Annotated in this window: 13 protein-coding genes; 6 read left to right on the top strand and 7 right to left on the bottom strand. The window is 63.7% G+C overall.

Translation table 11 applies throughout. The features are described from left to right. Positions 1 to 54 precede the first annotated feature (54 nt). The 4 genes from IVB42_RS37595 to IVB42_RS37580 are packed head-to-tail and all read right to left on the bottom strand — an operon-like array spanning position 55 to position 4244. Complete coding sequence (locus IVB42_RS37595; RefSeq protein ID WP_247398290.1) at positions 55 to 1257, bottom strand: ABC transporter substrate-binding protein; 1203 nt, start codon at positions 1255 to 1257, stop codon at positions 55 to 57. A gap of 24 nt (positions 1258 to 1281) precedes the next feature. Next, positions 1282 to 1866, bottom strand: coding sequence for an amino acid synthesis family protein (locus IVB42_RS37590; RefSeq protein WP_085352760.1), 585 nt, complete (start codon positions 1864 to 1866; stop codon positions 1282 to 1284). A 27-nt stretch (positions 1867 to 1893) separates the two neighbouring features. Next, positions 1894 to 2790, bottom strand: a complete 897-nt coding sequence (locus IVB42_RS37585) for a UPF0280 family protein (protein WP_247398292.1) — start codon at positions 2788 to 2790, stop codon at positions 1894 to 1896. Beyond that, on the bottom strand, positions 2787 to 4244 hold the full coding sequence (locus IVB42_RS37580; RefSeq protein ID WP_247391233.1) for a 6-hydroxynicotinate reductase: 1458 nt from the start codon (positions 4242 to 4244) through the stop codon (positions 2787 to 2789). The genes IVB42_RS37585 and IVB42_RS37580 overlap by 4 nt, the downstream gene beginning before the upstream one ends. Before the next feature lie 281 nt (positions 4245 to 4525). Here IVB42_RS37580 and IVB42_RS37575 point away from each other — a divergent pair, with 281 nt between their 5' ends. After that, positions 4526 to 5008, top strand: coding sequence for a (2Fe-2S)-binding protein (locus IVB42_RS37575; RefSeq protein ID WP_247398296.1), 483 nt, complete (start codon positions 4526 to 4528; stop codon positions 5006 to 5008). Further along, positions 5008 to 8538, top strand: coding sequence for a molybdopterin cofactor-binding domain-containing protein (locus IVB42_RS37570; protein WP_247398299.1), 3531 nt, complete (start codon positions 5008 to 5010; stop codon positions 8536 to 8538). Before IVB42_RS37575 ends, IVB42_RS37570 begins: the two co-directional genes overlap by 1 nt. 3 nt (positions 8539 to 8541) lie before the next feature. Here the strand turns inward: IVB42_RS37570 and IVB42_RS37565 are convergent, their stop codons facing one another. Continuing rightward, on the bottom strand, positions 8542 to 9504 hold the full coding sequence (locus tag IVB42_RS37565) for a catechol 2,3-dioxygenase (RefSeq protein WP_085353038.1): 963 nt from the start codon (positions 9502 to 9504) through the stop codon (positions 8542 to 8544). 437 nt (positions 9505 to 9941) lie between these two features. Between IVB42_RS37565 and IVB42_RS37560 the strand changes: the two genes are divergently transcribed. The 3 genes from IVB42_RS37560 to IVB42_RS37550 all read left to right on the top strand — a co-directional run bounded on the left by IVB42_RS37560 (position 9942) and on the right by IVB42_RS37550 (position 13503). Further along, a complete protein-coding gene (locus IVB42_RS37560; RefSeq protein ID WP_204510911.1) occupies positions 9942 to 11681 on the top strand; it encodes an ATP-binding protein in 1740 nt (579 codons plus the stop codon). Positions 11682 to 11784: 103 nt separating this feature from the next. Further along, positions 11785 to 12363: a peroxidase-related enzyme gene (locus tag IVB42_RS37555; RefSeq protein WP_026233779.1), complete on the top strand. Its 579-nt coding sequence runs from the start codon at positions 11785 to 11787 to the stop codon at positions 12361 to 12363. Between the two features lie 198 nt (positions 12364 to 12561). Then, entirely contained in the window at positions 12562 to 13503 is a 942-nt protein-coding gene (locus tag IVB42_RS37550; protein WP_247398305.1) for a hypothetical protein, read from the top strand. A gap of 17 nt (positions 13504 to 13520) precedes the next feature. On the opposite strand, the gene IVB42_RS37545 is transcribed toward IVB42_RS37550, so the two are convergent. Both IVB42_RS37545 and IVB42_RS37540 read right to left on the bottom strand, forming a co-directional pair. Beyond that, positions 13521 to 13664 carry a hypothetical protein gene (locus tag IVB42_RS37545; RefSeq protein ID WP_247398308.1) on the bottom strand — a complete coding sequence of 48 codons (144 nt, stop codon included), beginning with the start codon at positions 13662 to 13664 and terminating at the stop codon, positions 13521 to 13523. A 149-nt stretch (positions 13665 to 13813) separates the two neighbouring features. Further along, positions 13814 to 14437, bottom strand: a complete 624-nt coding sequence (locus IVB42_RS37540) for a ParB-like protein (RefSeq protein ID WP_018459329.1) — start codon at positions 14435 to 14437, stop codon at positions 13814 to 13816. A gap of 271 nt (positions 14438 to 14708) precedes the next feature. Here IVB42_RS37540 and IVB42_RS37535 point away from each other — a divergent pair, with 271 nt between their 5' ends. Beyond that, positions 14709 to 15050: a hypothetical protein gene (locus tag IVB42_RS37535; protein ID WP_085352754.1), complete on the top strand. Its 342-nt coding sequence runs from the start codon at positions 14709 to 14711 to the stop codon at positions 15048 to 15050. Positions 15051 to 15190 lie beyond the last annotated feature (140 nt).

Here is a 15190-nt window from a genome sequence, read left to right as displayed (position 1 = left end):
GGAGCGCGGCTGCGCCGCGCGCCTCGAACCACGAGGCCCCGGTCTCACTTTGGATCAATCCTTCGGACGCAGCTTCTCGACTTCGGCATCGCTTGGTAGATAGTCCGCGCCCTTCTTGTAAGACGAGTCCACCATCACGCCCTTACCGTCCTTCAGCGCGGTCTTGCCGACATAGGCACCGAGCGTCGACTGGTGATCGATCTTGCGGAAGGTGATCTCGCCCAGCGGCGACGGCATCGAAAGTCCTTCCGCCGCAGTGATCAGCTTCTCCGGATCGCTCGAATTGGCCTTCGCCAGGATCGCCGCCGCCGACTTGATGGTCTGGTAGCCAACGATCGAGCCGAGGCGCGGATAGTCGTTGTACTTGGCCTGATAGGCCTTCAGGAACGCGTCGTGCTCGGGCGTCTTGATCGAGTACCAGGGATAGCCGGTGACGATCCAACCCTCGGGTGTCTCCTCCTTGAGTGGATCGAGATATTCCGGCTCACCGGTGAGGAAGGAGACGACCTCGCGTCCCTTGAACAGGCCGCGGGTGTTGCCTTCGCGCACGAGCTTGACGAGATCGGCGCCGAAGGTGACGTTGAGGATCGCTTCGGGATTGGCCGCGGCAACCGCCTGCACCACCGGACCGGCGTCGATCTTGCCCTGCGGCGGCCACTGCTCATCGACCCACTGGATGTCGGGCCGCTTCTCCGACATCAGCTTCTTGAACACCGCGACCGCGGACTGGCCGTATTCATAGTTCGGCGCGATCGTCGCCCAGCGCTTTGCCGGCAGCTTGCTGGCCGCTTCCACCAGCATCGCGGCCTGCATGTAGTTCGAAGGACGCAGTCGGAACGTGTACTTGTTGCCTTTCGACCAGGTGATGGCGTCCGTCAGAGGCTCGGCCGCCAGGAAGAACACCTTCTTCTGGTTGGCGAAGTCGCTGACCGCAAGACCGATGTTCGACAGGAACGTACCCGTCAGCATCGCCACGCCCTCGCTCGACACCAGCTCGTTGGCCGCGGTCTGCGCATCTGCCGGCTTGCCACCATCGTCCTTGGAGACGACGATGAGCTTCTTGCCGTTGATGCCGCCGGCCGCATTGATCTCTTCGACCGCTAGCTGCCAGCCCTTGCGATAGGGCTCAGTGAACGCCGGCAGCAGCGAGTAGCTGTTGATCTCGCCGATCTTGATGTCCTGCGCAAGGGCCGAATGAGCCATGCCGCTTGCCAACAGCGCGAACGCCGCCCCGACAAAATAGTTCTTTGCTCGCATCCCAACCTCCACTTTCTGAAAAGATTAACGCAGTCCGTCTTCGCCCTTGATCTCCGCAACGGTCAGCCCGCCGACGCGCGGCAAAGGACGGCCACTGTCGGTGACGGCGACCGCGACCATGATCTCGTTGGCGCGCGGCGCGTCGTTGATCTGCACTTCCATGCCATCGAAATGACTGCGCACGAAGGCTGCATCCTTGTGGCCCAGCGGAACGTCCAGCGTCGTGCCGGGTCCACTGCGCTTCTTCGACGACGGGATCAGCGCAGCGCCTTTGCCCAGCACTTTACGCACCGGCGCGCCCATTTTCGGGTGAAGGATGGCGGCTGCATGCTCCAGCTCGCCATTCTCGCCGACGGCCGCGGCCTTGCCATAGCTCTGCGCCTTGGACCCGTCGATGCCGAGCGCCGCCACCGCGCGCTTCGAGAGCAGCTCGCCGAGCTCCTCGCCAATCGCGATCAGCGGCGAGAGATCCTCGACATACTTTCCAGCAAACGGATTCTCGATCACGGCGATCGCCGCCGCACGCCGCGTCGGCGGTGAGACCTGGCGGCCCATCTCCATCTGCGTCTCTTCGACGACGGTGACGATCTTGCGGATGATCGCGCTCATGATTGTTTCCTCAAACCGCTTCCCAGTTCAGGCATGGACCGCGTTCTCTTGTGCAAGCGGGCGCGATCGTTGCCGTTCAATATCCTTGGTCCCGATGACAATCATATCACCACAAAGCTGCAACACGGCACCCTCGATCAATCCGCGATCGAATAATTGCCGTGCACATTCCGCGCCAGATTCGAGCGCGGTGGTGATCTCGTTCTGCGACAATCCACCAACGTTGCGGGTCACGAGCCGCGCGCCAAGATCGCTGTCGGGCTGAAGTTCGTTCGCAGGTTTTCGGATGATGGCGGGATGCCCCGGCAGATCGACGGCGTTCCCAACGATCGTCGCGGCCGCGTCGGCTTGCGACGCCGTTCCGGCCAGCACGGTCACCGCATCGGCAATCCCGAGGGAAAAGCTGCGGCCGTGCCGTCCGCTGGTCGCAATGCCACGCACGGGATCATCGGCGTCCACCCTGATTGTCCGCATCACGCCGTCGCGATCGGGCCGGTCCATCAGGCCGACCGAAAAATGCTCGCCCTCGCCGAGATGCAGGGCAATGTCTCCGCCATTGTTGACATAGGCCCGATCGAGCGCCGCAGCGTTCAGCATTGCGCCCAACACCTCCTCCGCCACGCTGCCTGCCACAGCGGCCATCGGCGTGATGAAGCCATCACCGGCATAGGGCGCCACCGCGGCGTGCATGCGATGCGCCACAACGCCTCTCAACGAGGTCCGCTCCTCGACAACGGTCCGCAGTTCCGGCAGTTCCGCGCAGAGCTCGTCGAGAAGCCCGGTGAACCGTTCGGCCGCAGCCTTATAGGCCTCGCGCACTGCGTCGGCCGCCCCCCTCGCCTCGACGATCAGGTCAATCGGTCCATCCTGCAAATGCAGCCGCCGGCCGTCAGACAGCAACGCGATTTGCGGGAGCCTTGTCATGCCCGGGGTCCCGGGATCGGGTTCTGCCAGGGCAATTGGCGGACATCGTCGCCGCCCTGAACTTCGGCGAGCGGCTTCACATAATCCATGTGCCCGCCGAGCGCCGCATAGTCCGACAGCTTCATCGTGAATTCGATCGGCGCCACCAGCGCGGGCGTCGGCACGTAACCGAATGCCCCCGCCGGCATCTGTGTCACGTCGACCATGTAGGTGATGCCGCCGCCCGGCCAAACATAGACCGGCGCGCCGCCACTGGTGACGCGCGTCAGCGCGTCCTTCACCGAGCGCGTCAGCCGCACCGGATTGTCGGTCACGCCCGCCCGCAAGGAACCACCGGCGCCCGCCATGAACAGCACCGTACACAGCGCCGGTTCGCAATTCTCCTGAATGCGCTCGACCGAAAACTTGAGGTCATCCGGCATCTCGGTCTCGACCGGCTTCAAGGCTTCGTCGAGCACGTAATAGGACGAATGCTCGCCGGTCGTGGAGACCATCAGCATCGAGAGGCCAGGCCTGGCCTCCTTCGCGTCGAACGGTCCCAGGATTGCGAGCGGATCGGAGATATTGGTGCCGCCCCAACCCGTGCCGGGATCGGCGACCTGGAAATAGCGGCCGGGCGTCGAGCGGCGCCCCTTCATCTTGATGCCTGTGTCGGCGATGTCGAGCAGCTTGCCGGCCTGGTGCTCCGAGAGCACGCCGGTGATATGGTCGTCGACCACGACGACCTCGTCGACCTTGCCGTGCCATTGCTTGGCGAACATGCCGATCGTCGCCGAGCCGCAGCCGACGCGCATGCGCTCTTCTTTCATGCCGTTGACGATCGGCGGCTGGCCGGCCTGCACCACCACGCTCGCGCCGCCGTCGATGGTGAGTTCGACCGCCTTGCAATTTGCGAGGTCCATCAGCGTGTCGCAGGTGACGCGGCCTTCCTTCTTGGAGCCGCCGGTCAGATGGTGCACGCCGCCGAGCGACAGCATCTGCGAACCGTATTCGCTGGTGGTGACATGACCGACCGCCTCGCCTTGTGCACGGACGGTCGCCGTCTCCGGCCCGAGATAACGGTCGGTGTCGATCTTCACCTTGATGCCGCAGTACGAGAAGATGCCCTCGGTGACGACAGTCACCATGTCGACGCCGTCGACCTCCGCCGAGACGATGAACGGCGCCGGCTTGTAGTCGGGATAGGTCGTCCCCGCGCCGATCGCCGTTACAAAGGTGGAAGGCTCGTGGACGATCTTGCCGTCCCAATCTTCGGTGCGGCTGAACGGAACGAGCTTGCCGCCATGCGACACGGTGCGCTCCAGGATCACATGCGGATCGACGCGGACGAGCTTGCCCTCGTGATTGGCATAGCGGTCGCAGGCGCCCGCCGCGCCCGGCTTGATGTAGCACATCACCGGACACGCATCGCAGCGGATCTTGTCGATGGCGGCGCTCGTAGGTTCAGTCACCATGTCAAAGCCAGCCGACAGTGCAGTTATCATTTGTACACGAACGATGTTGCGCGCCCTCCCGATGACTGTCAAGCGGCGGTGCGGCGCAAAACATACGCCTGCCGCATAAAACCTCATTTGCCTATCCGCCCTGTCCACAAAGAAGGCACTCGCGCTGCACTGCGGCATGTCTGGCTTGCACGTTTGTGTACAAACGGTATCGTCGCAACGTAGATTTTGCGCGGACTTGGAATTCGCGAAGCCTTGGCCGCGGCGCTCAACGACTCGACTTGGGAACGAGGATGACGCAGACACCGATCCGCATCACCGTGAACGGCAGAATCCACGAGATCACTGCGGCGCGAGACACGCCGCTGCTCTACGTGCTGCGCAACGATCTCGCGCTCAACGGTGCGAAATACGGATGCGGCCTCGGTGAATGCGGCACCTGCACTGTCCTGATCGATGGCGCGGCGGCGCGCTCCTGCGTCATTCCGATCAGTGGCTGCGCCGGCCGCGACATCGTGACGCTCGAGGGGCTCGGTACCCGCGACAAGCCGGATGTGGTGCAGCAGGCCTTCATCGACGAGCAGGCCGCGCAATGCGGCTATTGTCTCAACGGCATGATCATGACCACCAAAGCGCTGCTTGCGATCAACCCTCAGCCCACCGAACAGGAGGCGCTGGCGGCGCTGCGCTACAATCTCTGTCGCTGCGGCACGCATATCGAAATCCTTCGCGCCGTGATGCGTGCGTCTGGTCAGCTTGCCGAGGCCGGTGATTGATGGCCTCCCCGCATCCGAACGGAGCTGAGCTGCAATCCGGCTCGCTCGTCGTCGTCCGCACGGTGGACGAGTGCACATCCGAGACCTTCGTCCGCATCACCGCGGACGGTTCGGTCACAGCCTACAATGGTCATGTCGATCTCGGCACCGGCATCCGCACGGCGCTTGGCCAGATCGTGGCTGAAGAGCTCGACGTCTCCTTTGCCCGCCTCGTCGTGGTGCTCGGCGACACCGCAACGGTGCCGAACCAGGGCGCCACGATCGCAAGCGAGACCATTCAGATCACTGCCGTTCCCCTGCGCAAAGCCGCCGCGCAGGCGCGTCACTTCCTGATCGCACGTGCGGCCGAGCGCCTGGAGCTGCCGGCAGCCGATCTCAGGATCGAAGACGGCCTCGTGCGCGGGCACGACAATCGCAGCGTCAGCTATGGCGAGTTGATCGGCGGAGAGACCATTCGTCTCGAGCTTGCCGACGACGTCGCCGTCAAGCCGGTCGGCGATTACGCCATTGTCGGCCAATCGATGCCACGCGTCGACCTGCCCGCCAAGGCCACGGGCGAGCTGACGTTCGTGCACGACATCCGTATGCCGGGCATGCTGCACGGCCGCGTGGTGCGCCCGCCCTATGCCGGCGTCGACGCCGGCCCGTTCGTCGGCACCAGCCTGATTTCGGTCGATGAATCCTCGGTGCGCGACATTCCCGGCATCATGGCCGTCGTACGCATCGGCGATTTCGTCGGAATCGTCGCGGAGCGCGAGGAGAACGCGATCCGCGCGGCGGAGCAGCTTGCGGTGAGCTGGCGACCGACGCCTGAACTGACCGATCTCGCCGACGTCGAGACGGCGCTTCGTGCCAACCCGTCCACGCCGCGCACGCTGATCGACAAGGGCGATGTCGATGCTGCCATTGCCGGCGCGGCCAAACCGATGCGGCGCACTTACGTCTGGCCATATCAGATGCATGCCTCGATCGGCCCGTCCTGCGCGGTCGCCGACTTCCAGGACGGCAACATCCGTGTCTGGTCGGGCACGCAGAACCCGCACGTGCTGCGCGCAGACCTGTCACTGCTGATCGAGCGTCCCGAGAGCGAGATCGAGGTCATCAGGTTGGAGGCCGCCGGATGCTACGGCCGCAACTGCGCCGACGATGTCACCGCGGACGCTTTGTTGCTCTCGCGCGCGGTCGGCCGGCCCGTGCGCGTACAGCTGACGCGCGAGCAGGAACACGCCTGGGAGCCCAAAGGCGCCGCGCAGCTCATCGACGTCAATGGCGGCCTGGATGCGGCGGGCGACGTCGCTGCCTACGATCTCGCTACGCGCTATCCGTCGAATGCCGCGCCGACGTTGGCGCTGTTGCTGACGGGACGGATATCGCCGAGGCCGGACGTCCTCCAGATGGGCGACCGCACCGCGATCCCGCCTTACGATTACGGCCACATGCGCGTCGTCGCCCACGACATGACGCCGATCGTGCGCGCGTCCTGGTTTCGCGGCGTCTCGGCCCTGCCCAACACCTTTGCGCATGAATCCTATATCGACGAGGCCGCGACCGAGGCCGGGGTTGACCCGGTCGAATATCGTCTGCGTTACCTGAAGGACCAGCGCGCCGTCGATCTCGTCCATGCTGTCGCCGAGCGCGCGGGCTGGACGCCGCGGCCGGTGCGCGAAGAGAAAGACGGCGAGATCGTGCATGGGCGCGGCTTTGCCTATGCGCTCTACGTCCACAGCAAATTCCCCGGCTATGGCGCGGCTTGGTCGGCCTGGGTCACCGACGTTGCCGTGAACAAGTCGACCGGCGAGGTCAGCGTGACGCGCGTGGTTGCTGGGCAGGACTCCGGATTGATGATCAACCCGGACGGTGTGCGCCACCAGATCCATGGCAACGTCATCCAGTCAACCAGCCGCGCACTGATGGAGGAGGTCTCGTTCGAGCGCGGCGCAGTCGCGGCGCGGGAATGGGGCGCCTATCCGATCATCCCCTTCCCTGACGTGCCCAAGATCGACGTGTTGTTGCTGCCGCGGCCGGACCAGCCGCCGCTCGGCGTCGGCGAATCCGCCTCGGTCCCGAGTGCGGCTGCGATTGCGAACGCGATTTTCGATGCCACCGGCGTGCGATTTCGCGAGCCGCCGTTCACGCCCGAGCGCATCCTGAATGGATTGCACAGCGGCGGGCCGGCCACGCGGCAGGCGCTGCCCGCTCCCGCTGCGCCACAACCATCCCGTATCTGGGAGAATCCATTCGCCAAACGCGCCGGCATCTTCGCGACGGTCGCGGCCGTCTGCACCGCGGCGATTGGCATCGGTGCGGCTGTTTTGCCCGGCCGCGCCATCGCACCGATCGCGCGGCCAGACCCATCGGTCTATTCCGCAGCGACGATCGCGCGCGGGCAACAACTGGCCGCACTCGGCAATTGCGCGGAGTGCCACACCATGATCGGCGGTGCGCTCAACGCCGGTGGCCGCGCGCTGGAGACGCCGTTCGGCACGATCTACGCGACCAACATCACGCCCGACGTCGAGACCGGCATCGGCGCCTGGTCCTATCCCGCATTCGAGCGTGCGATGCGCGACGGGCTGCATCGCGACGGACGGCAACTCTATCCCGCCTTCCCCTACACGCACTTTTCGAAGACTGGCGATGCCGACATGCAGGCGCTTTATGCCTATCTAATGGCACAGCCTGCGGTGCGCGCGACGCAGCCTGCGAATACGCTCGCCTTTCCGTTCAATCTCCGCCCGCTACTTGCCGGATGGAATGCGCTGTTCCACCAGACGCGAGAGTTCAAGCCTGATCCCGCGAAATCCGAGGTCTGGAATCGCGGCGCTTATCTCGTCGAAGGTCTCGGCCATTGCAGCGCCTGCCATTCGCCGCGCAACACGCTCGGCGCCGAGCAGCGTGACGCCTATCTCGCCGGCGGTTTTGCCGAGGGCTGGGAGGCGCCGCCGCTGACGTCGCTGTCGCAAGCGCCGATCCCGTGGAACGAAGACGAGCTTTTCGCCTATTTGCGCACGGGCCACTCGCGATATCATGGCGTCGCCGCTGGGCCGATGGCGCCGATCGTCAGGGATCTGGCGGCCCTGCCCGACCAGGACATCCGCGCCATGGCCGTCTATCTCAACTCGTTCAATGACACCGCGACCGATAGGAAAGCGCAGGATGCGATCGCTCTGAAGCTAGAAGCTTCAACGCAAGTCAAGATGGCGTCCTCAACCGGCGCGCGCCTCTATCAGGGCGCCTGCGCCGTCTGCCACGAGGTCGGCGGCCTGGCGCTGTTCGGCAGCCGCCCCTCGCTCGCCCTCAACAGCAACCTGCACAGCGCCACATCGGACAATCTCGTGCAAATCATCCTGCACGGCATCGCCGAGCCGGTGTCGAGCAATCTCGGCTATATGCCGGCCTTCAAGAACAGCATGAGCGATGCGCAGGTCGAGGAGCTGGTCACCTTCCTGCGCAAGCAGTTCGCACCCGACAGGCCAGCATGGATCGGTGTGAAGGAGACGATTGCGCGTGTGAGAGCCGCCGCGAACTGAGCGCTACTTCTTGTGCTGCACCGGCGGCGTGCCGTGCGTGTGAAACGACTCGATCGTCTTGAGGCCCCACGCCTGCCCCTTCTTGCGTTCGTCTTCCGTCCACACGATCGGCTTCCAGTCGGGCGCGAGGATGAGGCGCGCGCCGGCATTGGCGACTTCGACGCGGTTGCCGCCGGGCTCGTAGACATAAAGGAAGAAGGTCTGCTGGATCGCGTGCTTGTGCGGGCCGGTCTCGATGTGGATGCCGTTCTCCAGGAAGATGTCGGCAGCGCGCAGGATCTCTTCGCGGCTGTCGAGCGCGTAAGTGACATGGTGGAAGCGGCCGGCCGTGCCGGAATGGTCGAGCGAATAGGCGAAATCGTAGCTCTTGTTCGACATCGTCAGCCACATCGCCGCTTCGCGGCCGTCGTTCAGCACGATCTGCTCGGTGAGGCGGCAGCCGAGATAATTCTCGAAGAACTCCCGGTTGGCCTTGATGTCCACGGCGAGGCAATTGAGGTGATCGAGGCGGCGGACATTGACGCCGCGCGCGGGAAAGCGCTGCGCCTGGTTCTTCAGTGCGGGCTTCAGCTCGGGCGGCGCCTGATACCATTCGGTCTCGTAGTAGAGCTCGACGATGTGTCCATCGGGATCGCGGCAGCGGAAGGTCGGCCCCTGCCCCATGTCGCCGTCGATCCAGCCGATGTCGAAGCCGGACCCTTTCAGCGCCGCGACGCGACGCTCCAGCGCCTGCTGGCTGCGCGCACGTAACGCCATGTGCTCCATGCCCGATGTCTTCGACGCCGTCAGTTTGAGCGAATAGCGCTCGTAATCGTCCCAGCCGCGCAAATAGACCGACTCGCCCTTTTGTCCGCTGACGGTCATGCCCATCACGTCGACGAAGAATTTCAGGCTCTCGTCCGGCTTGGGTGTCAACAGCTCCATGTGGCCGAGATGAGCGAGATCGAGGATCGGTTCGGGCTGCATGGTGTCCTCCAAGACGTGGCTTGCGATCCGCTGGACCGGATCCCGCGATCTGGCACAGGCTGCAATCCACTCACGCGCCGGTGGGCGGCACAAGGCCGCCGGTTTATTTGTACCAATGTACAAATGATTAGGTCCCGTCAACAAATCAAACATCGCCGCCCGGAACGGATGACGGACCATCCAGGATAACCAACCCGTCCCGGAACCGCGGACCGACTGCCCGAATGGTAAAATCTCTCTTAAGCACTCTCGGACCCGTCGGCCGGGAAAAAGCAGCATTTTCCGCCGCTACTGCCAGGGAGTATGTATTGGGAACAATCCTCGCACCTGAATTGTCGCGGATTTAACGAAGCGCCGGCGCCTGCCGCTTAACCGTTTGTCCAGCGACGGCCGTGCATAGTCCGGACAACCCGTTGCTCTTGCCAGGTTCATTCATTGTGACATCATTTGGACGCGTGATTTCGGTTCGCGGATCGCTCGCCCGGGTCGGGCTGCTGGCTGAAAGCCGGATGCCGGTCTCGGAAGTTCGGGCCACCGTCGGCCGCTTCGTCAGTATCCGCTGCGCCAGCTCGGTCATCGTCGCCATGATCACCGAGGTGTCCTGCGAGAACCTCTCGAGCAACGACAATTTGATCGCCATTGCCTCGGTCGACCTGCTGGGCGAAATCCTCAACGCGACCGGCAAGGCCAAATTCCAGCGCGGCGTCACCAACTATCCGACCATCGGCGATTCGGTCGACCTGATCACGAGCCAGGAGCTGCGCACGATCTACGCGCCCACCGGTTCCGACCAGATCAATGTCGGCTTCCTTCAGCAGGACAGCTCCGTCGTCGCCTATGTCGACATCGAGGAAATGCTCTCCAAGCACTTTGCAGTGCTGGGATCGACCGGCGTCGGCAAATCGACCGGTGTGTCGCTGTTGCTCAACGAGATCCTCAAGGCACGCCCGAATCTGCGCATCTTCCTGCTCGATGTGCACAACGAATATGGCCGCTGCTTCGGCGACCGCGCGCTGGTGCTCAACCCGCGCAATCTGAAACTGCCGTTCTGGCTGTTCAATTTCGAGGAAATCGTCGACGTGCTGTTCGGCGGCCGCGCTGGCGTGCCTGAGGAGCTCGACGTCCTCGCCGAGGTCATCCCGCTCGCCAAGGGCGTCTATACCCAGTACCAGAACGCCGATCGCATCGGCTTGAAGCGCATCGATCCCAAGCAGATCGGCTACACCGTCGATACTCCGGTGCCCTATCGCCTGGTCGATCTGATGTCGCTGATCGACGAGCGCATGGGCAAGCTCGAGAACCGCTCCTCGCGCATCATCTATCACAAGCTGATCTCCCGCATCGAGGCGGTCCGCAACGACCCGCGCTACGCCTTCATGTTCGACAACGCCAATGTCGGCGGTGACACCATGGCCGAGGTGATCAGTCATCTGTTCCGCCTGCCGGCCAACGGCAAACCGATGACGGTGATGCAGCTCGCCGGCTTCCCGGCCGAGGTCATCGATTCCGTCGTCTCGGTGCTCTGCCGCATGGCCTTCGACTTCGGCTTGTGGAGCGATGGCGTTTCGCCGATGCTGTTCGTCTGTGAGGAGGCTCACCGCTACGCCTCGGCCGATCGCAATGTCGGCTTCGGGCCGACCCGCAAGGCGGTGTCGCGCATCGCCAAGGAAGGCCGCAAATACGGCGTCTATCTCGGCCTCATCACCCAGCGTCCGGCCGAGCTCGACGCCACCATCATCTCCCAGTGCAACACGCTGTTCACGATGCGCCTTGCCAACGAGCGCGACCAGGCGCTGCTGCGCGCCGCGGTGTCGGATGCGGCCGCGAACCTGCTTTCGTTCGTGCCCTCGCTCGGCACCCGAGAAGTGCTGGCATTCGGCGAAGGTGTCGCGCTGCCGACGCGGCTGCGCTTCAAGGAGGTGCCGCCGCATCAATTGCCGCGCGGCGAAGCCACCATCAGCAGCGTGCCCTCCGTCACCTCCGGTCACGACATGCATTTCGTCGGCGCCGTGCTCGAGCGCTGGCGCGGTGCCACCTCGCAGCGCGACGTGCCGAACGATCCGGTGTTCTCGGCGCCGCCCGCGAAGACGCTCTCCAGCATCGAAGCCCCGATGCTGCAACCGTCGATGGGGTTGGATCCGGACCGCTTCTCGCTGCTGAAGAAGCCGCTGCGGTAAAGCGACGCTTGTTTTCCAGCGCCGGCATTGCGAGCCTGGCGTCACGTTGAGCATGGCACCCGCATCGACTAAGGTTGCCGGCCCCAAGCCGGAATCCATGCCCATGACAAAGCCTGTGCAACGCTTCGCCGCTCCCGCCCTCGATGCGCTCCCTGACGACATCCGCACGCGTCTCCTCGCCGTCCAGGAGAAGAGCGGCTTCGTGCCGAACGTGTTTTTGACGCTGGCCTACCGCCCGGACGAGTTCCGCGCCTTCTTCGCCTACCACGACGCACTGATGGAGAAGGACGGCGGCCTCAGCAAAGCCGAACGCGAGATGATCGTGGTCGCGACCTCGGCAGCCAATCAGTGCCAGTATTGCGTGATCGCGCATGGCGCGATCCTGCGTATCCGTGCCAAGAACCCGCTGATCGCCGACCAGATCGCCACGAACTACCGCAAGGCCGACATCACGCCGCGGCAAAAGGCGATGCTCGACTTCGCGATGAAGGTCTCGGCCGATGCGCAGCGGATTTCCGAGGACGATTTCACTGCGCTCGCGCCGCATGGCTTCAGCGACGACGACATCTGGGACATCGCCGCAATCTCCGCCTTCTTCGCACTGTCGAACCGGCTGGCGAATTTCACCGGCATGCGGCCGAACGACGAATTCTATCTGATGGGACGGCTGCCGAAGAAATGACCGACCGCCGCGAGCGCGGAAGGAACGCATCGCCACAATGCAGCGGATGAGTTCCCGCTTGACGGGAACTCTGTGTTTTCGCAATCGCACACGTTTAATTAAGAATCTCACCCTCAACTAGCACAAACGCCTTGGCACAACTTGCGCAGTTTCCGTCCCCGGAGACGCGGATGAGCCGTGCCTGTTGGGGGGCTTCTCATGAACGTGCGGGCATTTGTTATCGCGACCTGTATTGGCACGACATTCTTCGCGGCCGGATACGCATGGAACTATCAGCCGGAGATCATCAACGCGAACGAGATATGGAGCATGTTCGAATCGGAGCACGGCAAGGCGCGGGCTGCCGTCTTACGCGTCCTCGTTGCGCCGAATTCAGCTCACTTCAACGGCCTGCGAACGATCGATGCAGACCAGGCAAGATACGTATGCGGCTCCGTAAAAGCGATGGACAAGGAGAGGCAGTATGTCGAGGCCGCGTTCGTTTACACCGTCTCGATCGATTTTGCCCGTATCGACGACGACGGCCGGATGACGTCGCAGCGCTCTGCTTACAAGCCCTGCCCAGGCGCGGCCGACGACAAAATTGCCGACCAGAACACGCTGATATCGCCAGGCGCGCTGTCGATGATCAAGACCATCGAAAAAGTCATCCCCAAGTCCAGCGGCGGAACGATGGAACAACAGCTTGGCCAGCTGGCCGGACAGACAGCGGCGGTCGCGCCAGGTTCGGCGGTCCCGCGGAGATCAGCCGGCTCATCGGGTTCGCCAGCCTCGGCAGGGGCAGGATGGGCGCCAGCAGCACAGCATTCAGGTTCGGGCGTGGAGGCGCGACAAGCAGATGAACTGACGTGGCGTGTCAATCAGCCGCCGGCTGCATGGCCGAACTTCCCCTCGGACCATCCGCTGGCGAAATCGGCGCAGAAGCGGACGAGCGCCGAGGCCCTGGCGTTTGCGAAAGGCATCGAGGCTCGCTGGGAGGAGGCCAAATCATCCGGGGTTCCGGCCAAGCGTCCTTCGCCCGAGGAGATCAAGGAAGCATGCCGCGCGCTACTTACAATTGATCCCGCGGACAAGGATTATCCGCGGGCCTGGGCCGCCTTTGTGCGGTTGCGCAAAATCGATCGCGACGCTGCTGGTTGAACTGGCGTGAACCTGTCCTAGCGCTGCGCCATCAACTCGAGCGCCGGGGCAAAGCGCTCGGAAAAAGTCAACGTCTTGGCATGGTGAACTGCGGCAAACGACGCCGAGATCCCGGCTGAAGCGACCACGAGCAGGGCAACGGCGAAAACCAGACAGCGCATTTCGGCCTCCTGTGTGAGCTCGACAATTCCAACAAGTGGCACGGCTTTGTTTCAGCACTGCTTCGCGCGGACGGGAGATGGTTTCACTCAAGAGGCTGTGATCAGATCCAGTTTGCGGAGCCGCATGCCTGCTGCTGCGAGCGTTGCGCCTAATCATCCTCCGCTGGCCCACACCAGCCGGGCAGATAGATCGCATCCTTGCTCTTGGCTGAGGACATCGCCTTCTCGAGCGCCTTGTCGAAATTGGCATCCACAGTCTTGCGCGACAGCTTTCGACGCAGATAGTCGGCCCACAGGAATTCGGAGAACGGCGTGGTGTCCTTGGCGAAGCCGCCCATGCGGCGCAGCTCGCCGGCAAGGCTCCGGAAGGGATCGTCCTTGAGGTCGACGACGGATTTGGGCAAATCGCGGAATGGTCGCCGTTCGCCCTTGGCGTCGTAGGGGTAAACCCAGCGCTTGTTGTCCATCACGCCCCAGAACGCTTCGCGCTCCACCATCCTGAGGTCGCCGACAATGGTGACCAGCACCTCCTTGACGCCCTCGTCGTGCAGCGCGCGACCGAGATGATGATGGTCGATCACGTAATAGCGCTCGTCGGGGCCGTGCACGACGGGGATCATATGCTTGCCGAGCAGATCGGCCTGCTTCTTCTTGTCGTGCTCGCGCCAGCGCTTGCGCTTCTCCTTGACCTCGCGCATCCCGACCGTCATCTGCGTCGGCCGCAGCGACAGGATCGACACCGGATGCACTCTCGGTTCGCGCGTATTGGTCATGGTCGAAAGGCCCCTAACATGGTTGCAGCTGCGTGGTCAGGTTCCCTGGACTATGTCATGGGCACCGCGCCGGCAAATGCATTCGGCTCGGTGGATATTATTGCATCGCACCCTCTGCAGGCCCGGAACGACCACGGTTCCACGGTCCTTCGTTCGCAGTCCTGCAGGATAGTGCGAACGCGCAATGCACGTGCGCGTTGAGAAAATTTTCTGCAACGCGTTCACTACGTATGCTATCTAAAAATCGCTGCTTCGGAGTGATCCCTGCACCATGACAACCCAGCGGCCCATAAGCTCGGATGACGAGCACCGGGTGCTCCAGTTCAGGCCGCGCACCTCGCCTTCCCCGACGGCCCACCGCGGAAACGCTAGCGTGCAGCAATTGCGCGTCGCGCCCGAGCGGCTCGACCTGTCGCGCTACGAGGAGCCCCGCACCGAACCGGACGATTTCCGCCGTCGCATGCTCGCCAATATCGCGGCGCTGGCCTTCACCATCGCACTGACCGCGATCGGGATCTGGCTCGCGGTGAGCATCGCCGACCTGCGCCGGACCCAGGATTGCGTGCTGATGGGCCGCCGCGACTGCGTCAAGATCACGACGCCGCACATCTAGGCAGGACATCTGGTAAGCAAGACGTCTGGTAGGCCCGCTGGCGCTCCTTCGGCCGAAACGGCTCAGCCGGGGCGTCCCCAGCCCGGTCCCCACACCCGTCCGGCTCCATTGAACTCAGGGCGGCGCTCCGATATACGGGC

The sequence above is a fragment of the Bradyrhizobium sp. 45 genome (genome assembly GCF_023073155.1).
In the GTDB taxonomy this organism is placed as follows: Bacteria; Pseudomonadota; Alphaproteobacteria; order Rhizobiales; family Xanthobacteraceae; genus Bradyrhizobium; species Bradyrhizobium canariense_D.
This window is presented reverse-complemented; position numbering and strand designations above follow the sequence as displayed.